Raw genomic sequence first — 21334 nt, forward strand, 5'->3', positions numbered from 1 at the left:
CGGGGTCGGGCGCCCAGGGCTGACGCCCGCGCCCGGCACTCCGCGAGAGGGGCCGCATCCCGGGTGGGATGCGGCCCCTCTCGCGTGCCGGTCGGCTGCTCAGCCGCCGGTCAGGGTGCTCGTGTCGATGACTGCGCGGTAGCGCACGTCACCGTCGACGACCCGGTCCCAGACCGCGTCGACGTCGGCGGCGTCGACGACCTCGATGGTCGCGGCGATGCCGTGCTCGGCGCAGAAGTCGAGCATCTCCTGGGTCTCGGCGATGCCGCCGATCTGCGAGCCCGCGACCGCCTTGTTGCCGCCGATGAGCGAGCCCGGCGGGATCTCGTACGGGGCCGGCGGGAGGCCGACGTTGACGACGACGCCGGCCGGCTTGAGCAGAGCGACGTAGTCGGCGATCGGGATGTCGGCGCTCACCGTGTTGAGGACGATGTCGAAGGTGCCCTTCGCGGCCTTCATCGCCTCCTCGTCGGACGAGGCGATGTGGGCGCTCGAGCCGAGCGACTTCGCGTCCTCGGCCTTGGCGTCGCTGCGCGAGATGGTCGTCACCGTCGCGCCCATCGCCGCGGCGATCTTGACCCCCATGTGGCCGAGCCCGCCGACGCCGACGATCGCCACCTGCTTGCCGGTGCCCGCGCCCCAGCGGTGCAGCGGCGAGTACGTCGTGATGCCGGCGCACAGCAGCGGCGCGGCGACGTCGAGCTCCATGCCGTCCGGGATGCGCAGGACGAAGCGCTCGCTGACGACGACCTCCTGGGAGTAGCCGCCCATCGTCCACTCGCCGTCGTAGCCCTGGGCGTTGTACGTGCCGACGGAGGGCTTGGTGCAGAACTGCTCCATGCCGTCCTTGCACGGCTCGCACTGCCCGCACGAGTCGACGAGGCAGCCGACGCCGACCCGGTCGCCGACGGCGTGCCGCGTCACCTCGTCACCGACCTCGACGACAGTGCCGGCGATCTCGTGGCCGACGGTCAGCGGGAAGTGCGCCGGACCCCACTCCTCGCGGACGGTGTGGATGTCGGAGTGGCAGATGCCCGCGTAGGCGATGGCGATGCGGATGTCGTCGGGGCGCAGGTCGCGCCGCTCGATCGTGCCCTGGTGGAAGCCGGAGGTCGCCGAGTCGGCGATGAGTGCGGGGGTCGTGGTCGTCATGCACCCCACGCTAGGACCGCACCCCGGGGCGCGGTCAAACTCTCGACAGACATTCGACGACGAGGATTCTCACCCCCGACGGCGGAATACGCCTCAGAGCTGCTCGAGCAGGCCCGCCGCCACCTCGCGGTAGGCCTTCGCGCCCTTGGAGGAGCGGGCCGTCGCGAGGATCGAGCGCCCCACGGCCGGTGCCTCGGCGAAGCGCACCGTCTTGGGGATCGGCGGCGAGAGCACCGGCAGGTCGTAGCGCGACCCGACGTCCTCGAGCACCTCCCGGGCGTGGGTGCTGCGCCCGTCGTAGAGGGTCGGGAGGATGCCGACGACCCGCAGCTTCTTGTTGAGGATCTTCTTCACGTCGGCGACGGTGTCGAGCAGCTGGCCGACGCCGCGGTGGCTGAGCATCTCGCAGGGCATCGGCACGATGACCCCCGTCGCCGCGGTCAGGGCGTTGAGGGTGAGCACGCCGAGGCTCGGCGAGCAGTCGAGGACGATGACGTCGTAGTCGCGCCGCACGGGGTCGAGGGCCGACTGCAGCACGTACTCGCGGGCCGGGCGGCCGAGCAGCACCGCCTCGGCGCCGGCGAGCTCGATGGAGCTGGGGACGAGGTGCACACCGTCGTCGCACTCGTGGACCACGTCGGCGAGGGGGGTGCCGCCGACGAGCACGTCGTGCACCGAGGCCTCGACGGTGTCGGGGTCGATGCCGAGGCTGAAGGTGAGGCAGGCCTGGGGGTCGAGGTCGACGAGGAGCACGCGCTTCCCGGCCTCGGCGAAGGCCGCCCCGAGCGAGGCGACCGACGTGGTCTTCGCGACGCCGCCCTTCTGGTTGGCCAGGGCGAGGATGGGGGCCTTGGGCGTACGCGCCATCGAGCGGGGCCTTCCGTGGTGTGGGTCGGGTCGCGGCGATTCTCTCATCCGCTCAACCGGCGCCCGACGCAAGGACGAAGCGCCGGAAGGCCTCCGCCGACGGCAGCAGCGGGCGCCCGTCGACCCAGGCCAGGCCGACCTCGCGCTGGGCGCCGGCGTCGGTGAGCGGCAGGAGCCGCGTGCGGGCGAAGGTCGTCGGGCAGCGCAGGCCCTGGGCGGGGACGACGGCGACCCCGAGGCCGGCCGCGACGAAGCCGCGGATGGTCGGCAAGTCGTCGGCCTCGGTGGCGATCTCGGGCTCGAAGCCCGCGGCGCGGCACAGGTCGAGGGTCTGCTGGCGCATGCCGGACGGTGCCCCGCGCAGGACGAACGGCTCGTCCGCGACCTCGGCGAGCGCCACGTCGTCCCGCCCGGCGAGCGGGTGCCCGAGGGCGACGGCGAGCACCAGCGGCTCGACGAGCACCCGCTGCCACACCACGCCCTGGCCGGCGACGCGGGCCGCCGTCAGCTCGAGGTCGGCGCGCCGGGTCGCCAGCTGCGCCGAGATCCGGCCGTCCTCCCCCACCGCCGTGCGCTCGAGGGCGACCCGCACCCGGGGGTGATCGCGGCGGAAGGCGCCGACGAGGTTGGGGACGAGCCAGCTGCCGAGGCTCAGCGGGAAGGCGAGGGTGACGACCCCGCTCTCGGGGTCGACGAGCTCACCGACCGCGGCGAGGCCGTCGTCGAGGTTGTTGACGAGGGCGTCGACGTGGCGCTTGAAGGCCGCGCCCGCGTGGGTCATCCGCAGCACCCGGCCCTGGCGGTGCAGCAGCGGGGTGCCGACCTCGTCCTCGAGCCGGGCCAGCGCGCGAGAAACGCCCGGCTGGCTGACGCCGAAGACGTCGCTGACCTCGGTGACCGTGTAGCCGTCGGCGACGAGCTGGAACCAGCGCAGGGCGTCGGTCTCCATCCCATGACGATACCGCATGTGTCGTATGTGCCGTTTTCATTGGACGCATGGATGGTGACTCCGGACACTGGAGGCATGACGAACACCACCACCCTCTGGACCACCGTCAAGGACGAGCTGCGCGAGCGCCGCGAGCGTCGCGCCGCGGTCCGCACCCTGCGTGAGGACCTCTCGCACTACCGCACCCCGGCCGAGATCGAGGACCTCCTCGTCGCGGTCGACGCGCAGGAGGCGAGCGGCGAGGGCGCCGCCGAGGCGCCGGTCATCCGCGCCATCCTCCACGAGAACCTCCAGCGCTACCACGGCCAGCACACGACGCTGCGTCGCGCCGCCGGCCTCTGAACCGACCCCGCGGGCGCGCGCCTCAGCCGCGCGCCGAGGTGTCGGTGGCCGGCACCACCCGGAGGCCGATCGGCCCCGGGTTCCAGGCCACCTCCCAGCGGACCCCGTCCGGGTCCGCGAAGTACCCGGTGTAGCCGCCCCACTCGCGGTCGGTCGCCGGACCCACGTCGGCCCCCGCGGCGGCGGCGAGGTCGAGCACCTCGTCGACGCGCGCGGGGGTCTCGACGTTGTGGGCGAGGGTGAACGGCAGCACGCCCGGGCCCTGCACCGCCCGCTCACCGACCTCGGCCTCGAAGGCCGCGCGGTCCCACAGCGAGAGCACGAGCCGGTCGCCGACGTCGAACATCACGACCTCGCCGGGGACGTCGAGCTCGGGGACCCACCCCAGCCCGTCGACGTAGAACCGCCGCGACGCCTCGAGGTCGACGACGGCGAGGGTGACGAACGAGATCCGCTGGTCCATCGGGGCAGCCTCGCACGACCCGCCGACGGGCGGCTGCGCGGACGTGGACGCGCTCTGGCGCCGGCCCGGGTCCGACCCCTACGCTGGGCGGCGTTCGGTGCGTATCGCGAGACAGGTTGCCCCATGAGCAACGAGTTGCCCACCGTCGCCACGGCCCGCCTCCTCGAGGGTGCGCGCTACGAGGTGATGCCCACGGCATCCATCGCCGACGCCGTGACAACCCACGTACCCCGCTCGGTGGCCGTCACGGTCACCGCCGCCCCGGGCAAGGGGCTGGGAGCCACCCTCGACCTCGCGACGCTGCTCGCCGGGCGCGGCTACCAGGTCGTGCCCCACCTGGCGGCCCGGATGGTCACCGGTCGTTCCGAGCTCGAGGACGTCGTGGCGCGGCTGGCCGAGGCCGGCATCTCCGCGGTGTTCGTCCCCGGGGGCGACGCCGATCCGCCGGCCGGCGACTACACCGCCGCCCTCGACCTGCTCCAGGACCTCGCGACGATCGACCACCCGTTCACGCAGGTCGGCATCACCGGCTACCCCGAGTCGCACCCGACGATCGACGACGACGTCACCGTCCAGTCGATGTGGGACAAGCGCCGGTACGCCACCCACGTCGTCTCCAACATGACCTTCGACGCCGAGCACCTCGGCACGTGGTGCGAGCGCATCCGCCGCCGCGGGGTGACCCTCCCGCTGCTCGTCGGCGTGCCCGGCCCGGTCGAGCGGACCAAGCTGCTCGGGATGGCGACGAAGATCGGTGTCGGGGAGTCACTCCGGTTCCTGCGCAAGCAGAAGTCGGTCTTCGCCCGCATCGCCGCACCGGGGTTCTCCACCGACCGGTTCGTCAGCCGGGTCGCCGCGCTGTCGGCCAACCCGGCGCTGGCCATCGAGGGCCTGCACCTCTTCACGTTCAACCAGGTCGAGGTCGTCGAGACGTGGCGGCAGCGGATGCTCGAGGAGGCCGCGACGGCCCGGGTCCGCCCCCCGCGCTGAGCCGGGCGTCCGGGGCGCGGGACGCCGTGGCCGGCGTGCGCCCCGGCTCGTACCGTGGAACGGTGACGAACCGCCTGAGCACCCTCCTCGCCGGTCGGCCCGCCGTGTTCGACGGCGGCTACGGCTGGCTGCTCCAGGAGCGGGGCCTCCCGATGGGTGACTGCGCCGAGTCCTGGAACCTCACCAACCCCGCGGCCGTGGACGCCCTCCACGACGAGTACGCCTCCGCCGGAGCCGTCTTCATCACGACCAACACCTTCGGCGCCACCGAGCCCCGGCTCGCCCAGCACGGGCTCGCCGGCCGGGCCGAGGAGGTCAACAAGGCCGGCGCCACCGTCGCCCGCACCGTGGCCGACCGTCACGGTGCACTGGTGGCCGGCGACATCGGGCCCACCGGAGAGCTGCTCGAGCCGCTCGGGACCCTCACGCCGGAGGCGGCGACCGCGCTCTTCGCCGAGCAGGTCCGCGGGCTGCGTGACGGCGGGGCCGACCTGCTCCTCGTCGAGACGATGAGCGACCTCGGCGAGGCCCGGGCCGCCGTGGCCGCCGCGCGCGAGGTGGCGCCCGACCTCCCGGTGGTGGTCACCCTGTCCTTCGACACCAACCTGCGGACGATGATGGGCGTCGACCCCGCCTCCGCGCTGGCCGCCCTCGCCGGCGACGGCGTCGACGCCGTCGGCGCGAACTGCGGGCGCGGCCCCGACGAGATGCTCTCCATCGCGGGGCAGCTCGTGGCCGGTCGTCCGCAGGGGCTGCTGCTCGTGGCCCAGTCCAACGCGGGTCTCCCCGAGCTCGACGGCGACCGGTTCGTCTACACGGTCGGTCCGGAGGCGATGGCCGAGCACGCCCTCGAGCTGCGGGACCTCGGCATCGACGTCATCGGCGCCTGCTGCGGCTCCTCCCCCGAGCACACCCGGGCGATGGCCGCGGCCCTCGCCACCGGGTAGGCGGCGAGGGCCGGTCGGCCTCGCTACGGCTCAGGCGGCCCGGCGGGCCAGGGCGGCACCGGCGTCGACCGCAGCCTCCTCGGCCGTCTTGCGCATCAGCGTCCCGAGCTCGACCAGCTCGTCCATGGCCGGGTTGACCCCCGCGAGGGTCAGCTCGCGCTCGACGAGCGTCAGGTCGGCACCCCACACGTCGACGAGCACGCGGCGCAGGTAGTCGGTGCTGTGGTCCCAGCCCTCCTTGGGCGTCCCGGGAGCGTAGGAGCCACCCCGCGTCACGAGGGCGACGACCGGCGTGCCGTCGAGGAGGCGGGCGCCGTGCTCGGCGCCGGCGATCGCCAGGTCGAACCACGCCTTGACGTGCTGCGAGACCCCCCAGTTGTAGAGCGGCAGGGCGAGGACGGCGGCGTCCGCACCGCGCAGCTCGTCGGCGAGGGTGCGGGCCAGCCCGACGGCAGCGCGCTGCTCCTCGGTGCGCTGCTCCTCCGGAGTGAAGTTCCCGGCGACGGCCAGCGGCCACGCGGTCGACGGCAGCGGCTCCGCGCCGAGATGGCGGCGGACCACCTGCTCGTCCGGGCGGGCGGCGGTGAAGTGCTCCAGCACGAGGTCGGCGAGCGCGCTGCTCGCGGACCGGTCGCCCTGGATGCTGGCGTCGACGCGGAGGACGGTCATGGGGGTCTCCTCGGAGGGTGGGTTGAATGTTCAACTCCACCCTAGGCATGGATGACTTGAATGTTCAAGTCAGCGGTACGATGTTGTCATGACCCCCGAGCCGACGGCCACCGCCGACCCCGTCCCGTGGCTCGACGACGACCAGCTCCGCGACTGGAAGTCGCTCATGTCGCTGGTCGCCGCCCTCCCGAGCGCCCTCGACGTGCAGCTCAAGCGGGACTCCGGCCTCAACTCCTTCGAGTACCACGTCCTCGTGGCCCTGTCCGCGGCCCCCCACGCCACCCTCCAGCTCTCCGAGCTCGCGATGCTCTCCCGGGGGTCGCTCTCGCGGCTTTCCCACGCCGCCGGCCGGCTCGAGGCCGACGGCTGGATCACCCGGTCCACGTGCACCGGCGCCGGGCCTCGCCGGGTGGAGGCGCGGCTCACCGAGGCCGGTTGGGACAAGCTGCGCGAGAGCGCTCCGGGCCACGTGCGCGAGGCCCGCCGGCTCGTCGTCGACGTGCTGAGCGCGGAGGAGCTGCGCGCCCTCGGCGTCGCCGCCCGCAAGGTCGCGCGGGCCGCCGGCATGGACCTCGAGCCGGTCGACGAAAGTCCGCTCAGCGAGTGCTGAGCAGCCCGTCGAGGGCGCGCTCGAGGCCGCCGGTGCCGGTGTGCCGCACCACGAGCGGGAGCCCGATGCGGTCGGCGGCGTCCTGTGCGAGGGTGCACAGCTCGGCCCGCTCCCCCGGGTCGGTGGTCTGCACGAGCCACACGACGCGCGTGTAGTGCCGGAAGTAGTCGTCGCGCAGCTCGGGGTGTCGGTCCAGCCCGAGCTCGTGGACCACGGTGCGCGAGAAGGACCGCACGAGGAAGTCGGTGAGCAGGTAGGTGCCCGGCTCGTCGTCGGTGAGGGACTCGACCTCGCGCTGCCCGGCGAAGAGGTCGTAGCAGTGCAGCCCCGGCAGCCGCTCGACCCCGAGCCGGTCGCAGACCTCGTCGAGCTCACCGTAGGTGCCGCAGTCCGCGTAGCCCACGGCCACCCGGTCGTACCGGTTGCGGAGCTCGACGACCAGCTCCTCGACGGCGGCGGCGATTCGCTCGGGGCGGTTGTGCAGCAACGGGTTCAGCGGGTGGACGTCCACCGGCCACCCGTGGCGCTCGGCGGCCGCGGCGGCCGGCTGGGCGATCGCCCCGCACGCGACGAGGGCCACCCGGCCCGGCGCCCCGCGCTCAGACGGGGAAGGCGAGCTGGTCGACGAAGCGGTCGTTGAAGTCGGGACGGTCCGAGAGCTCGACATAGGCCACCTCCTCGAGCAGCGCGTCGGCGCCGGCCCGCTCGCGGGCCGACAGCAGGACCATCTTCGCGCCCTCCCCCGCGACGTTGCCGGCCGAGACGATGCGCAGCACCGACAGCTTCGGCACGAGACCGATGCGGACCGCCGACGCCGGCGACAGGTAGGAGCCGAACGAGCCCGCGAGCAGCACCTGCTGGACCTCGGAGGCCTCGAGCCCGAGCTCCTCGAGCAGCAGGGTCCACCCCGTGGAGATCGCGGCCTTGGCGAACTGCAGCTCGCGGACGTCGCGTTGCGAGAGGTAGACCGACTGGGCGGCCGGCGCGTCCGGAGCCGTCCGGTGCAGGACGAAGACCCGCTCGCCGTCGCGCACGGTCGTCAGCCGGTCCGCGAGGGCCGGCGCAGTGGTGGCGGCCACCTCCTCCGGGACGAAGCGGCCGGAGGCGTCGAGCAGCCCGACGCGCGCGAGCTCGGCGACCGCGTCGACGAGCCCGGAGCCGCACAGCCCGCGCGGCTCGACGTCGCCGATGACCCCCAACATCACTGCGGCGGAGGGGTCCTCGGCCGTCGGGTCGAGGCGGATGACCTCGATCGCGCCGTCGGCCGCGCGCATCCCGCACCGGATGGCACCCCCCTCGAACGCCGGCCCGGCCGGGGCGGCGGTCGTCACGATGCGCTCCCCGTCGGTGAGCGCGATCTCGCAGTTGGTGCCCACGTCGACGAACAGCCGCACCCGCTTGTCGCGGTCGAGGCCGCTCGCGAGCATCCCCGCGACGATGTCGCCGCCGACGTACGCGCCGAGCGCGGGGAAGACGACGGCCCGCGCCCCCGGGTGCAGGTCGAGCCCGAGGTCGCTCGCCCGCAGCACCGGCCAGTCGGCGGCCACCTGGATGAACGGCGCCACCCCGAGCGGCTCGGGGTCGACACCGAGCAGCAGCGCGGTCATCGTCGCGTTGCCGGCGAGGGCCACCTCGTACACCCCGGCCGGGTCGACGCCGCCCTCCTCGCACACCTCGGCGGCCAGCTCGGCGAGGGTGTCGCGGGCCAGCGCCGTGAGCCGCGGCAGCGCCTCGGGGTCCATCATCGTCGCGCTGATCCGCGTGATGACGTCGCCGCCGAAGGGCTGCTGCTTGTTGAGGATGCTCGCCACGGCGACCGGCGTCCCGGTCTCGAGGTCGAGCAGCGTGGCGACGACCGTCGTCGTGCCGAGGTCGTAAGCGATGGCGTGTCGGTGCCCCGAGGTGTCGCCGGGCTCGACGTCGATCAGCACCTCGTCGACGACGACCGCCGTCACCTTGAAGTCGCTCTCGCGCAACACCTTCGGCAGGCGTCGCAGCGCGTGGAGATCGGGCTCGAGGGTGAGGTCGTCGACCGCGTCACGCAGCCGCTGGAGGTCGGTCCGCTGGTCGGCGAGGGTCGGCTCGGTGAGCTCGACGTACCGCTTCTGCACCGACGGCCGGAGGATGACCTGCCGGCCGACCCCGACCGTCGAGGCCTTGGGGCGGGTGACGAGCGGGGGCACCTCGACCGCGAGGTCGTGCGTGGCCCGCACGAGGCAGGCCAGCCGCCATCCCTCGCCGAGCTGGTCGTCGGTGAAGGTGCGGCGGTCGTGCCGGGTGACCGGCGAGGTGCCGCGGGTCAGCCGGACGAGGCACTTGCGGCAGGTGCCGTGACCGCCGCACGTCGAGTCGACGGCGATGCCGTTCCACGACGCGGCGTCGAACACCGACACCCCCGGCGGCACGCGCACGGACCGTTCGGCAGGGCTGAACGACAACGTGACCCGTCCCGTGCCCTCGGGCACCTCGTCGGTCTCGCCGGCGGACGGCGGCGGTTCGAGCAGGCCCTCGCGGCGCAGGCCCTCGACGACGTCCTCGAACGGCTGGTCCGGCCCCCGGTCGTGGCTCACGCGGGGCTGGCCGCGGCCTCCGCCGCCTGTCGGGCCCGGTGCGCCGCGATCCACGACATCCCCCACTCGTCGTTGCCGAGCATCAGGTCCGAGGCGCGCACCGCGTCGACGATCTGCGGGGTGCGGGCGTCCATGATCGCGCTCGTCATGCCGGCGGACATCGCGAGCGGCAGCCACGCGGCGTTGAGCGCGTGCCGCCCGGGCATCCCGAAGCTGACGTTGGACGCACCGCACGTCGTGTTGAGGCCCCACCGCTCGCGGATGCCGCGGATCACCTCGAGCGTCGTGCGACCGACCGTGGAGTCGGCGCCGATGGGCATGGCGAGCGGGTCGATGACGATGTCGTCGATCGCGATGCCGTACTCCTCGGTGGCGACCCGGACGATCTTCTCGGTGAGGGCGAGGCGCTTCTCGGCCTCCATCGGGATCTCGTCCTCGTCGTTGGGCAGGGCCACGATCGCCGCGTCGTACTTCTTGACGAGCGGGAGGATGGCGGCGAGCCGGTCGTCCTCGGCGGTGCACGAGTTGACCAGGGCCCGGCCCTCGTACGCCTCGAGCCCGGCCTCGAGCGCCTCGACGACCGAGGAGTCGATGCACACCGGCAGGTCGGTGAGCCCCTGGACCATCCGGATCGCCGTGACGAGCAGCTCGGCCTCGTCGGTGAGCGGGACCCCCATGTTGATGTCGAGCACGTCGGCGCCGCCGGCGACCTGCGCCGCGACGTCCTTGGCGATGATCGAGAGGTCGCCCTCGCGAAGCGCGGCCTGGAGGACCGGCCGGCCGGTGGGGTTGATCCGCTCGCCGATGACGCAGAACGGCTTGTCGGCCCCGATGACGACCTCCTTGGTCGCCGACCGGAGCACCGTGTGCCGCAGCGGGGCGCTCATGCGAGCACCTTCGAACGGCGCTCCTGGAGAAGGGCCTTGGCGCGCTTGACGGTCGCCGACGCATCCGCCGCGTACCCGTCGGCGCCGACCGCGTCCGCGTACTCCTGGGTGACCGGCGCACCACCGACCATGACGATGACCGAGTCGCGCATGCCGGCCTTCTCGAGGGCGTTGATGTTGGCCTTGAACATCGGCATCGTCGTCGTGAGGAAGGCCGAGAAGCCGACGATGTCGGGCTGGTGCTCGTCGATGGCGGCGACGAACTTCTCCGGGGCGACCTGCACCCCGAGGTCGATGACCTCGAAGCCGGCACCCTCGAGCATGATGTTCACGAGGTTCTTCCCGATGTCGTGCACGTCGCCCTTGACGGTGCCCATGAGGAACTTGCCGATGGTCTCGACGCCGGTGTCGGCGAGCAGCGGTCGCAGCACCTCCATCGAACCGGCCATCGCGCGCCCGGCGATGAGCATTTCGGGGACGAAGAAGTCGCCGCGCTCGAAGCGCGCACCGACCTCCTCGAGCGCCGGGATGAGCGCGTCGAAGAGCAGGCTGCCGGGGGCCATGTCCATCCCGAGGGCCTGATGGGTCAGGTCGAGGACGGCCGGGCCGTTGCCGACGAGCGTCTCGTCGTACAGGCCCTTGAGGATGTCGTCGGGGGTCATGCCGCACCTTCCTGTGGGTGGTTCTCGAGCCGTGCGGAGAGCGCCGCGGCGTGGCCGGCGACCAGCGCACCCGTCGACGGGATCTGGTCGGACAGACGCGAGGTCGGCCCGGAGATGCCGAGCGCGGCGACGACAACGCCGCGTGCGCGGACGGGCGCGGCGATGCCGGTGAGGCCGGGCTCGAGCTCGTCGACGGTGGCGGCCCAGCCGGCGCGCCGGATGCCCGGCAGCTGCTCGGCGAGCTGGGCGCCGGAGGTGACCGAGGCCGGTGACGGCGCGTCGAGCCGGCCGGAGGGGACGGGCAGGGCGCCGTGCGCGTAGAGGACCTTGCCGAGCGCCGAGCAGTGCGCCGGCACGTCGGTGCCCACCCAGTCGCGCGAGCCGAGGAAGTACGCCGCGTCGACCTGCGCCACCTGGACGACGGTGCCGCGTCGGGGCACCCCGAGGTTGACGGTCTCGCCCGTCAGCTCGCCGAGCGCGCGCATCGACGGACCGGCGGCCTCGACGAGCACCTCGTCGTCGGCGCGGCGGGTGGCGTAGAGGTCGAAGAGCGGTCCCGGGGCCCAGCCGCCCGCCTCGTCGCGGGCGAGCAGCTCGGAGCGCTCGAGGGCGCCGAGCAGGCGCTGGGCCGTGGAGCGGGCCAGGCCGGTCGCCTCGGCGAGCGCGGTCGCGGTGACCGGTCCGTCGGCCCGCACGACGCGTCCCACGAGGTCGGCGGCCCGGTCGATCGACTGGGTCCCGGTGCTCGGGCTGGACGGCGTCACGGCCGGGTCCTCCTGGGGTGGTCAGGGTGTGGGCGAGAGGTGCTCATGATGTGGGCCTTGCCGGTCCACATCATGAGGCTAGGATGTGACCCCGCTCACCGTCAACGTCGTCCCGCCCCCGGAGGCCGCGCATGTTCACGAACCGGATGCCGCGCTACGAGATCCTCTCGGCCGACGCGATGTCCCAGCTCGACGCCGGCTGGCGCCGCCTCGTCACCGAGATCGGCGTCGAGTTCATGAGCGAGCGGGCCCTCGAGCTGTTCCGGCAGGCCGGCCAGAAGGTGGAGGAGAACACGGTCTTCCTCGACCCCGAGTTCGTCCTCGAGCAGGTGGCCAAGGCCCCGCGCGAGTTCGACGTGCAGGCCCGCAACGCGGAGCGGAACATCCACATCGGCGGCGACTCGATGGCCTTCGGCGCCGTGTACGGACCGCCGTTCGTCCGCGAGGGCGAGACGCGCCGCGACGGGACGATGGAGGACTACCGCAACTTCGCCCGTCTCTCGCAGTCCTTCTCGGTCCTCGACTCGGCGGGCGGCGTCGTCTGCGAGCCGAACGACACCCCCCTCGACTCGCGCCACCTCGACATGACCTACGCGCTGATGACGCTCACCGACAAGGTGTTCATGGGCAACGTCGTCTCCGGCGAGAACGCGCGCGACGTCATCGCGATGTCCGAGATCCTCTTCGGCGGGCGCGAGGCCATCGAGCGCACCCCCACCTCGATCAGCCTCGTCAACTGCAACAGCCCGCTGCGCTGGGACGACCGGATGCTCGACGCGCTCTTCGAGTACGCCGCCGCCGGCCAGCCGTGCGTGCTCACGCCGTTCATCCTCATGGGCGCGATGTCGCCGGTCACCATCCCGGCGGCCCTCGTCCAGCAGATCGCCGAGGCGCTGTCGGGCATCGCGCTCGCCCAGCTCATCCGGCCGGGCTGCCCGGTGATCTTCGGGTCGTTCCTCTCGAACATCGACATGCAGTCCGGCTCACCGACGTTCGGCACGCCGGAGTCGGGCATCGGCCTCCTCTGCACCGGCCAGATCGCCCGCCACTTCGGGCTGCCCTTCCGCACCGGCGGCGGGCTGACCTCCTCGCAGGTCCCCGACGCGCAGGCCGGCTACGAGGCGCTGATGACCCTGCTGCCGACCTTCCTCGCGGGCACCAACTGGGTGATGCACAGCGCCGGCTGGCTCGAGGGCGGCCTCGTCGCCGGCTTCGAGAAGTTCGTCGTCGACTGCCAGATCGTCGAGATGCTCCAGCACGAGTTCACGCCGCTCGAGATCGACGAGGGGTCGCTCGGGTTCGACGCGCACCAGGAGGTCGGGCACGGCGGGCACTTCCTCGGGTCGATGCACACGATGGAGCGCTTCCGCACCTGCTTCTACCGCCCGTTCCTCAACTCCTCCGAGAACTACGAGCGGTGGATGCGGAACGGGGCCCAGGACACCGCGACCCGCGCGGCGGCCATCTGGCGCAAGCGGCTCGAGGAGTACGAGCAACCGGCCCTCGACGAGGCCGTGCGGGCCGAGCTCGAGGAGTACGTCGTGCGCCGGCGCCGCGAGCTCGGCGACTGACCCCGGTGCACGCCGGCGGCTGCGCCTGCGGGGCCGTGCGGTACGAGGCGACCGGTGCGCTGCGCGACGTCGTGGACTGCCACTGCGACCGCTGTCGCCGCGTCACCGGACACTTCCTGGCCGCGACCTCCACCGCCGACGACGACCTCGCCGTCAGCGGCGACGAGGCCCTCCGGTGGTGGGAGGCGGCGCCGGGCGTGCGCTACGGGTTCTGCGCGACGTGCGGGTCCACGCTGTTCTGGCGGGTCGACGGCTCCGGGCGGACCTCGCTGGCCGCGGGCACCCTCGACCCGCCCACCGGCCTGCGGACGACGAGCGCCTGGTACGTGGCCGACGCCTCCGACTACCACCGCCTCGACGACACCCTGGAGCAGCGCGACCACGAGTGAGCCGGGGCCCGGCGGCCTACCCGAGGATCGCGGTCATCCGCACCGAGACGAGCACCCCGGGCAGCTCGGGACCGAGCCGGGCGACGTGACGCGCCGGCGGGGAGTCGCCGAAGTACTCGGCCCAGGCCTCGTTGAGACCGGCGAAGTCTTCGGGGTGGGCGAGGAGCACCCCCACCTCGACGACGTCCTCGGGGGCCCCGCCGCCCGCGGCGACCACCGCCTCGCAGTTCGCGAGCGCCTGCCGCAGCTGCTGCCGGATGGTCGGGCCGGCCATCTCGCCGGTGGCCGGGTCGACCGCGGTCATCCCGGAGACGTGGAGGTGGGACCCGACGCGCACCCCCTGGGCGAACAGCGGCGACGACGGGGCATCAGGGGTGCCGACGATCTGGCGGGTCACGGCGGACCTCCGGGGGGTGCGGTGCTCGGGACCCCGCGATCCTCCCAACCCCGGGGGCGCCTGACCAGCCCCGCCGCCGGGGCTCGACGCCGGGGGTTGCGCCATTCGCTACCGTTGCGCCATGCGCACCACCACGCGGGACGGAGCCAGCACCGTCCAGTCCGTCGACCGGGCCGTGACGATCCTCGAGCTGCTCGCCCTGCACGGCGCCGCCGGCATCACCCAGCTGGCCCGCGAGCTCGGCGTCCACAAGTCCACCGCCAGCCGGCTCGTCTCGGCCCTGGAGCGCCGGCGGCTCGTCGAGCAGGTGGAGGAACGCGGGCGCTACCGCCTCGGGGTCGGGGTGCTCAAGCTCGCCGGCGCGACCAACGCCCGCCTCGACCTCGTCCAGGAGGCGCGGCCGGTCGTGCGGCGGCTGGCCTCCGAGACCGGCGAGACGGTCAACCTCGCGGTGCTCTCCGGTGGCGCGGCGCTCTACGTCGACCAGGTCTCCGGCAGCACGAACCTCACCTCGTACAACTGGGTCGGCCAGCACATCCCGCTCCACGCGACGAGCAACGGCAAGGTCCTCGTCAGCGAGCTCCCCGAGGGCGAGCTCGGCCGGCTGCTCGGCGACCTGGTCCGCTACACCCCGGCGACGATCACCGACCGCGCGACGCTCGACCACCAGCTCGCCGAGGTGCGCGAGCGCGGCTGGGCCGTGGCCGTCGACGAGCTCGACGTCGGCCTCACCGCCGTCGCCGCGCCCGTCCGCGACGCGCACGGCGACGTCGTGGCCTCCGTCTCGGTCTCCGGGCCGACCTTCCGGTTCGCCGGCGGCCGGGTCGAGGAGCTGGTCCCCCTCGTGCGGGCGGCGACGGCCGAGATCTCGGGCCGGCTGGCCCACGGCCCCGGGGAGCGCTGACCCCGCGCCACCGCGGAAACGCTGTGACCACAGGGCGTCCACACCCTTGACCCCCGGGAGGCCGGGGTCCATCCTGTTGCGCAGAACACATGGTGTTGCACATGGCGCAACCACTGCGGAGGTGGACGGTGACCGACCTGGCCGTGGACCGGGCGAGGACGCCCCAGTCGGAGGCATCCTCGAGCGCGCTGTCGGTGCGCGGGCTGTGGAAGGTCTTCGGACCGAACGCCGAGAAGCTCGTCGGCACCCCCGACCTCGAGCTGAGCCGTCAGGAGCTGCAGGCCAAGAGCGGGCACGTCATCGGCGTGCGCGACGTCTCGTTCGACGTCGCGCCCGGAGAGGTGTTCGTCGTCATGGGCCTGTCGGGCTCCGGCAAGTCCACGCTCGTCCGGCTCGTCACCCGCCTCATCGAGCCGACGGCGGGCACCGTCCTCCTCGGGGGTGACGACCTCACCGCGATGGGCGAGGAGCAGCTGCGCGAGATCCGCCGCCGCAAGGTCTCGATGGTCTTCCAGCACTTCGGCCTGCTCCCCCACCGCAAGGTCATCGACAACATCGCCTTCGGCCTCGAGGTGCGCGGGGAGGACAAGGGCCCGCGACGCCACCGGGCCCAGGAGATGGTCGACCTCGTCGGGCTCTCGGGGTACGAGCAGAACTACCCCGACCAGCTGTCCGGCGGGATGCAGCAGCGGGTCGGCCTGGCCCGCGCGCTCGCCGGCGACCCCGCCGTCCTGATGTTCGACGAGCCGTTCAGCGCCCTCGACCCGCTGATCCGCCGCGACATGCAGAAGGAGGTCATCCGGCTGCACCACGAGGTCGGCAAGACGATGGTCTTCATCACCCACGACCTCGACGAGGCGCTCAAGCTCGGCGACCGCATCCTCATCATGCGCGACGGCGCGATCGTCCAGGTCGGCGCACCGGACGAGATCATCGGCGCCCCGGCCGACGAGTACGTGCGCGACTTCACCGCCGAGGTGCCGAAGTCGCACGTCCTGACGCTCAAGTGGGTGATGCGCGAGCCCGGCTCGGCCGACGAGGGTGCCGGCGCCCCGGCGCTGCCCGACACCACGGTCGTCCGCGAGGCCGCGCGGGCGGTGCTCGCGGCCGACGGCCCGGTGCGGGTCGTCGACTCCTCGGGCACCGTCGTCGGGGTCGTCGACGACGAGGACATCCTCCGTGTCGTCGTCGTCGAGCAGCACGGCGACCGTCCCGGGTCCGGCGCGTCGTGACGACGACGCTCGAACCGGCACCGGCGCCCGCCCCGCGGGCCACCAAGGAGGAGCAGCCGCACACCGTCGTCATGCCCTCACGGCACACGGGACGCAAGCTGCTCGTCGTCCTCGTCCTCTGGCTGGTCGCGTGGGCGACGTTGCGCGGCAAGCAGACCCTCGCCCTGGCCAACGCCGACACCACGGGCCTGCACGAGTGGCTCAACGAGGTCCGCGACCGCGTGCAGCTGCTCGGGCAGGACAACTGGTTCTTCCACGGGGTGCTCGGCAGCATCGCGAGCGTGCTCGACTCCTTCGTCGGGTTCCTCCAGTCCCACCTCAGCTCGGTGACGCCGGGGGCCTACCTCGGCTGGCTGGGCGTCCTCGCCCTCGCCGCGTGGGTGACCTACACGCTCGCCGGCCTCCGCTCGACCCTCCTCGTGACGGCCGTCCTCCTCTTCCTCGGCGTGGCCGGGCTGTGGACCGACGGCGTCGACACGCTGATCATCACCGTCGTCTCGGTGCTCATCTGCATCGTCATCGGGCTGCCGCTGGGGATCGCGATGTCCCGCAGCCACCGCACGTCCGCCCTCATGACCCCCGTCCTCGACGTCATGCAGACGATGCCGTCGTTCGCCTACCTCACCCCCATCGCGCTGTTCTTCGGCATCGGCCCGGCCTGCGCGATCGTCCTCACCCTCATCTACGCCCTGCCCCCGCTCGTGCGCATCACCGAGCACGGCCTGCGCTCGGTCGCGGCGAACACCGTCGAGGCCGGCCGCTCGCTCGGGGTGACGAAGGGCCAGCTGCTGCGCCAGGTCCAGCTGCCGATGGCCAAGCGCACCATCGTCGTCGGCATCAACCAGAGCACGATGGCCGCGCTGTCGATGGCGACGATCGCCGCGCTCGTCAACGGCCCGGGCCTCGGCAAGCCGGTCGTCGCGGCGCTCCAGAGCCTCAACGTCGGAGCCGCCTCGGTCGCCGGCCTCGGCATCGTCCTCATCGCGATCATGCTCGACCGCACGACGACCGCGGCGAGCGAGCGCTCCGCACCGGCCGGCCAGCGCGTGACGGCCGTCAGCTCGCCCGGGTTCTTCCGCGGACCGACCGTCGTCATGGAGAAGCTGCCCCGCTGGGCCACCGAGGAGGGCGGGCACGGCGAGCCGGCCAAGCGGCTCACCCCCGGCGGCCGGCGCCTGGTCCTCGGCCTGCTCCTCGTGCCGGCGCTCGTCGCCGCGTACTACTCCACCCTCTACCTCCAGCTCTCGCAGTTCCCGGACGTCTCGGCCGTCCCGCTGCTCGGCGAGCTGACCTCCGGGCCGCTGAGCACGCACATCAACGACCTGACGACCGCCGTCGTCGACGCGCTGTCCGGCCTGACCAACGGGTTCAAGGACCTCGTGACGCTCGGCATGCTCAACCCGCTCCAGTCGGTGATGTCCGACCTGCCGTGGTGGGTCATGGCGCTGGTGCTCCTCGCCGTCGCGTACCTCCTCGGCGGCTGGCGGCCCACCGTCGTCACCGCCGTCTGCGAGGCCGTCATCCTCGGCACCGGGCTCTGGTACGACGCGATGGTCACCCTGACGATGACGATCGTCGCGACCCTCCTCGTCATGCTCATCGCCGTCGTCCTCGGGGTGGCGATGGGCCGCGGCCGGCGCACCGACACCGTCATCCGGCCCTTCCTCGACGGCTTCCAGACCATCCCCGCCTTCGTCTACCTCGTGCCGGCGCTCGCCCTCTTCGCCGCGACCCGCTTCACGGCGATCATGGCCGCCGTCGCCTACGCCGTGCCGATCGCCACGAAGCTCGTCGCCGACGGCGTGCGGGGCGTCTCGCCGACCTCGGTCGAGGCGGCCCGCTCCACCGGCATCACCCGCTGGCAGATGATCTCCAAGGTCCAGCTGCCGATGGCCCGCGAGGCGCTCGTCCTCGCGACCAACCAGGGCCTGCTCTACGTGCTGTCGATGGTCGTCATCGGCGGCATGGTCGGTGGCGGCAGCCTCGGCTACCTCATCGTCCAGGGCTTCGTCCAGGGCCAGCTCTTCGGCAAGGGCCTGGCCGCCGGCATCGCCATCACCGCCCTGGGGATCATGCTCGACCGGATCGCGCGGTACGCCGCCGCGCGGTACGGACGGTGACGGGACCGCCCCGGACCCCGCGCACCATGCACCACCACCACGACCCCGCGCCAGGACGCGGACACAGAAGAGGGAGAAGTCAATGCCACGAGGAACCACCCGGCTCCCCCTGATCGCCGGCCTCGCCGCGGTGGCCCTCGGCCTCGCGGCCTGCGGCGGGGGCAACATCGAGCAGTCCGGCGGGTCGGACACCGCGGCCGGCGGGAAGGACTGCGGCGACCTGCGGATCGCGGTCAACCCGTGGACCGGCTACGTGAGCAACGCCCACGTCATCGGCTACGTCGCGAAGACCAAGCTCGGCTGCAACGTCACCTACCCCGACGTCAAGGAGGAGGTCGGCTGGCAGGGCATGGCCTCGGGGTCCATCGACACCATCGTCGAGAACTGGGGACACGCCGACCTCACGAAGAAGTACATCACCGAGCAGAAGACCGTCCAGGACGCCGGGCTCACCGGCAACCAGGGGATCATCGGCTGGTACGTGCCGCCGTGGATGGCCGAGAAGTACCCGGACATCACGAACTGGGAGAACCTCAACAAGTACGCCGACATGTTCAAGACCTCGGAGTCCGGCGGCAAGGGCCAGCTGCTCGACGGCGACCCGTCGTACGTCACGAACGACGAGGCGCTGGTGGCCAACCTCAAGCTCGACTACAAGGTCGTCACCGGCGGCTCGGAGGCGGCGCTCATCACGAGCTTCCGCCAGGCCGAGAAGAACAAGACCCCGTTGCTGGCCTACTTCTACGACCCGCAGTGGTTCTTCTCCGAGATGAAGCTCGTCAAGGTCGACCTGCCGAAGTACACCGACGGGTGCGACGCCGACGCCAAGAAGGTCGCCTGCGACTACCCGCCGTACGCGCTCAACAAGCTGATCGCCACGAAGTTCGCCGAGTCGGGTTCTCCCGCAGTGGACCTCATCAAGAAGTTCCAATGGACCAATGACGACCAGAACGCCGTGTCCGAGATGATCGCCAACCAGAACATGACCCCCGACGACGCCGCCAAGAAGTGGGTGGAGGCCAACCCGGACAAGGTCGCCGCCTGGCTCGGCTGACGCCCCGCCGGACTCCTCTAGGCCGGATCGTCCCCGCTCCCGCGGGTGACGGTCCGGCCTCGGCCGTTGACGCGTCGGGTGACCTGGATCACACTGCCTGTGTTGTGTGATGCGCACAGCGTTCCGTCCAGCGCAACGACGAAGGGACCACCCATGGCCACGAGCGCACCCGAGAGAGTCGAGCAGGAGCATCCCGACGGCCACCGCCCGCGCGGGCGCGTCGACACCGTCGTCTTCGGCACGGCGGCCGGACTGGCCCTCGTCTTCCTGCTGTACGGCGCGATCGACAACGAGGGCTTCGGCGAGTCCGGGGGCAACGTCCTCGGCTGGATCACCGAGAACTTCGGCTGGTTCTTCGTCCTGACCAGCGGCGGCTTCGTGCTCTTCAGCGCCTTCCTCGCCGCGACCCGGTACGGCAACATCAAGCTCGGCCCCGACGACTCCGAACCCGAGTTCTCGACGTTCTCGTGGGTCTCGATGATGTTCGCGACCGGCATGGGCATCGGTCTGATGTTCTACGGCGTCGCCGAGCCGCTGACCCACCTCAACACCCCGCCCCTCGGGCTCGCCGAGCCGGGGAGCGAGGAGGCGGCCCACCTCGCGATGGAGTACACGTTCTTCCACTGGGGCTTCCACCCCTGGGCGATGTACGCCGTCATCGGCCTGACCATCGCCTACTTCGCCTACCGCAAGGGCAGCGGCAACCTCATCAGCGCCGCCTTCCGGCCGCTCATCGGCCGCCACGCCGACGGACCGGCCGGCAAGGGCATCGACATCCTCGCGATCCTCGCGACGCTCTTCGGCTCGGCCACCTCGCTCGGGCTCGGCGCCCTGCAGATCACCGGCGGCCTGGCGAACGTCTTCGGCAAGAGCGGCTACGGCACGACCGCCGCGGCCGTCGTCATCGCGGTGCTCACCCTCTGCTTCGTCGTCTCGGCGGTCAGCGGCATCGACAAGGGCATCAAGTGGCTGTCGAACGCCAACGCGGTCGCGGCCGCCCTGCTCGTGTTCTTCCTCTTCGTCGTCGGCCCGACGGTCTTCATCCTCTCGACCTTCACCGAGTCGCTCGGCGGCTACCTCACCCACCTGCCGACGATGAGCTTCCGCACCGGCGTCTTCGGCGGCGCCGAGTGGCTCAACGGCTGGACGATCTTCTACTGGGCCTGGTGGGTCTCGTGGACCCCCTTCGTCGGGATGTTCATCGCCCGCATCTCCAAGGGCCGCACCATCCGCCAGTTCGTCGTCTTCGTCATCGCCATCCCCTCGCTCGTCTCCTTCGTGTGGTTCTCGATCCTCGGCGGCTCGGCCTTCGACCTGCAGCTGACCCAGGGCAAGGACATGAAGGCGCTCGTCGACGCGGGGCTCGAGACGACCCTGTTCGACACGCTGCGCTCGTTCCCGCTCTCGACGGTGACCGTCGTGCTCGCGGTCTTCCTCATCGCGATCTTCTTCGTCACCGGCGCCGACTCGGCCTCGATCGTCATGGGGATGCTCAGCCAGAACGGCGACGAGGAGCCGAACCGCGGCCTCGTCGTCTTCTGGGGCGTGGCCACCGGCGCGATCGCCGTCGTCCTGCTCTTCGCGGGCGGCCTGAGCGCGTTGCAGACCGGCGTCATCATCATCGGGTTCCCCTTCCTCATGGTGCTCATCGGCCTGTGCGTCTCGCTGTGGAAGTCGCTGCGCGAGGAGACCTTCGAGTCCACCCTGCGCGGCCCGATCCGTCGCCACCTGCGCGAGCACCCGGGCGAGCGCCCGGTCGTCGAGCCGGCGCGCACCGAGGGTTGAGGCACCCCCG

General features: G+C 72.3%; 22 protein-coding genes. 11 read left to right on the forward strand and 11 right to left on the reverse strand.

Annotated features, from left to right (window positions below):
• Positions 1 to 99: 99 nt before the first annotated feature.
• The 3 genes from JQN70_RS10115 to JQN70_RS10125 form a co-directional block, all read right to left on the reverse strand.
• A complete protein-coding gene (locus tag JQN70_RS10115; protein WP_204131220.1) occupies positions 100 to 1152 on the reverse strand; it encodes an NAD(P)-dependent alcohol dehydrogenase in 1053 nt (350 codons plus the stop codon).
• Positions 1153 to 1245: 93 nt separating this feature from the next.
• On the reverse strand, positions 1246 to 2019 hold the full coding sequence (locus JQN70_RS10120; RefSeq protein WP_204131221.1) for a ParA family protein: 774 nt from the start codon (positions 2017 to 2019) through the stop codon (positions 1246 to 1248).
• Positions 2020 to 2071: 52 nt separating this feature from the next.
• A complete protein-coding gene (locus JQN70_RS10125; RefSeq protein WP_204131222.1) occupies positions 2072 to 2968 on the reverse strand; it encodes a LysR family transcriptional regulator in 897 nt (298 codons plus the stop codon).
• Positions 2969 to 3043: 75 nt separating this feature from the next.
• On the opposite strand from JQN70_RS10125, the gene JQN70_RS10130 reads away from it, so the two are divergent.
• Entirely contained in the window at positions 3044 to 3310 is a 267-nt protein-coding gene (locus JQN70_RS10130) for a hypothetical protein (protein WP_204131223.1), read from the forward strand.
• A gap of 22 nt (positions 3311 to 3332) precedes the next feature.
• Here JQN70_RS10130 and JQN70_RS10135 read toward each other — a convergent pair whose 3' ends face one another.
• Positions 3333 to 3773: a VOC family protein gene (locus JQN70_RS10135; protein WP_204131224.1), complete on the reverse strand. Its 441-nt coding sequence runs from the start codon at positions 3771 to 3773 to the stop codon at positions 3333 to 3335.
• Between the two features lie 123 nt (positions 3774 to 3896).
• On the opposite strand from JQN70_RS10135, the gene JQN70_RS10140 reads away from it, so the two are divergent.
• Entirely contained in the window at positions 3897 to 4763 is an 867-nt protein-coding gene (locus tag JQN70_RS10140) for a methylenetetrahydrofolate reductase (RefSeq protein ID WP_204131225.1), read from the forward strand.
• Positions 4764 to 4825: 62 nt separating this feature from the next.
• On the forward strand, positions 4826 to 5710 hold the full coding sequence (locus JQN70_RS10145; protein ID WP_204131226.1) for a homocysteine S-methyltransferase family protein: 885 nt from the start codon (positions 4826 to 4828) through the stop codon (positions 5708 to 5710).
• Between the two features lie 30 nt (positions 5711 to 5740).
• Here JQN70_RS10145 and JQN70_RS10150 read toward each other — a convergent pair whose 3' ends face one another.
• Entirely contained in the window at positions 5741 to 6379 is a 639-nt protein-coding gene (locus tag JQN70_RS10150) for an FMN-dependent NADH-azoreductase (RefSeq protein ID WP_204131227.1), read from the reverse strand.
• Between the two features lie 88 nt (positions 6380 to 6467).
• Here JQN70_RS10150 and JQN70_RS10155 point away from each other — a divergent pair, with 88 nt between their 5' ends.
• Positions 6468 to 6989, forward strand: coding sequence for a MarR family winged helix-turn-helix transcriptional regulator (locus tag JQN70_RS10155; protein WP_204131228.1), 522 nt, complete (start codon positions 6468 to 6470; stop codon positions 6987 to 6989).
• Here the strand turns inward: JQN70_RS10155 and JQN70_RS10160 are convergent.
• The 5 genes from JQN70_RS10160 to JQN70_RS20900 are packed head-to-tail and all read right to left on the reverse strand — an operon-like array spanning position 6976 to position 11872.
• Complete coding sequence (locus tag JQN70_RS10160) at positions 6976 to 7569, reverse strand: DUF1638 domain-containing protein (RefSeq protein ID WP_307835909.1); 594 nt, start codon at positions 7567 to 7569, stop codon at positions 6976 to 6978. The genes JQN70_RS10155 and JQN70_RS10160 overlap by 14 nt on opposite strands.
• 19 nt (positions 7570 to 7588) lie before the next feature.
• A complete protein-coding gene (locus JQN70_RS10165) occupies positions 7589 to 9559 on the reverse strand; it encodes an ASKHA domain-containing protein (RefSeq protein WP_204131230.1) in 1971 nt (656 codons plus the stop codon).
• Complete coding sequence (locus JQN70_RS10170; RefSeq protein WP_204131231.1) at positions 9556 to 10446, reverse strand: dihydropteroate synthase; 891 nt, start codon at positions 10444 to 10446, stop codon at positions 9556 to 9558. Before JQN70_RS10170 ends, JQN70_RS10165 begins: the two co-directional genes overlap by 4 nt.
• The gene (locus JQN70_RS10175) at positions 10443 to 11108 is read right to left on the reverse strand and encodes a corrinoid protein (protein ID WP_204131232.1); all 666 of its coding nucleotides are present in this window, start codon (positions 11106 to 11108) and stop codon (positions 10443 to 10445) included. The genes JQN70_RS10170 and JQN70_RS10175 overlap by 4 nt, the downstream gene beginning before the upstream one ends.
• The gene (locus JQN70_RS20900; RefSeq protein WP_204131233.1) at positions 11105 to 11872 is read right to left on the reverse strand and encodes an IclR family transcriptional regulator; all 768 of its coding nucleotides are present in this window, start codon (positions 11870 to 11872) and stop codon (positions 11105 to 11107) included. The genes JQN70_RS10175 and JQN70_RS20900 overlap by 4 nt, the downstream gene beginning before the upstream one ends.
• A gap of 131 nt (positions 11873 to 12003) precedes the next feature.
• On the opposite strand from JQN70_RS20900, the gene JQN70_RS10185 reads away from it, so the two are divergent.
• Together JQN70_RS10185 and JQN70_RS10190 are read left to right on the forward strand one after the other, a co-directional pair.
• Entirely contained in the window at positions 12004 to 13443 is a 1440-nt protein-coding gene (locus JQN70_RS10185; protein ID WP_204131234.1) for a trimethylamine methyltransferase family protein, read from the forward strand.
• 5 nt (positions 13444 to 13448) lie between these two features.
• Positions 13449 to 13832, forward strand: a complete 384-nt coding sequence (locus JQN70_RS10190) for a GFA family protein (protein WP_204131235.1) — start codon at positions 13449 to 13451, stop codon at positions 13830 to 13832.
• A 16-nt stretch (positions 13833 to 13848) separates the two neighbouring features.
• Here the strand turns inward: JQN70_RS10190 and JQN70_RS10195 are convergent, their stop codons facing one another.
• Positions 13849 to 14229 carry a RidA family protein gene (locus JQN70_RS10195; RefSeq protein ID WP_307835910.1) on the reverse strand — a complete coding sequence of 127 codons (381 nt, stop codon included), beginning with the start codon at positions 14227 to 14229 and terminating at the stop codon, positions 13849 to 13851.
• 121 nt (positions 14230 to 14350) lie between these two features.
• On the opposite strand from JQN70_RS10195, the gene JQN70_RS10200 reads away from it, so the two are divergent.
• From JQN70_RS10200 to JQN70_RS10220, 5 genes are all read left to right on the forward strand, one after another.
• Positions 14351 to 15133: an IclR family transcriptional regulator gene (locus tag JQN70_RS10200; protein WP_204131237.1), complete on the forward strand. Its 783-nt coding sequence runs from the start codon at positions 14351 to 14353 to the stop codon at positions 15131 to 15133.
• Positions 15134 to 15261: 128 nt separating this feature from the next.
• Positions 15262 to 16365, forward strand: coding sequence for a quaternary amine ABC transporter ATP-binding protein (locus tag JQN70_RS10205; RefSeq protein WP_307835911.1), 1104 nt, complete (start codon positions 15262 to 15264; stop codon positions 16363 to 16365).
• Positions 16362 to 18485, forward strand: a complete 2124-nt coding sequence (locus tag JQN70_RS10210) for an ABC transporter permease (protein ID WP_204131239.1) — start codon at positions 16362 to 16364, stop codon at positions 18483 to 18485. The genes JQN70_RS10205 and JQN70_RS10210 overlap by 4 nt, the downstream gene beginning before the upstream one ends.
• A gap of 82 nt (positions 18486 to 18567) precedes the next feature.
• Positions 18568 to 19539: an ABC transporter substrate-binding protein gene (locus JQN70_RS10215; protein WP_204131240.1), complete on the forward strand. Its 972-nt coding sequence runs from the start codon at positions 18568 to 18570 to the stop codon at positions 19537 to 19539.
• 153 nt (positions 19540 to 19692) lie between these two features.
• Entirely contained in the window at positions 19693 to 21324 is a 1632-nt protein-coding gene (locus JQN70_RS10220; protein WP_204131241.1) for a BCCT family transporter, read from the forward strand.
• The last annotated feature ends 10 nt before the right edge of the window (positions 21325 to 21334 follow it).

Source organism: Phycicoccus sonneratiae (assembly GCF_016887965.1).
Lineage (GTDB): Bacteria > Actinomycetota > Actinomycetes > Actinomycetales > Dermatophilaceae > Phycicoccus > Phycicoccus sonneratiae.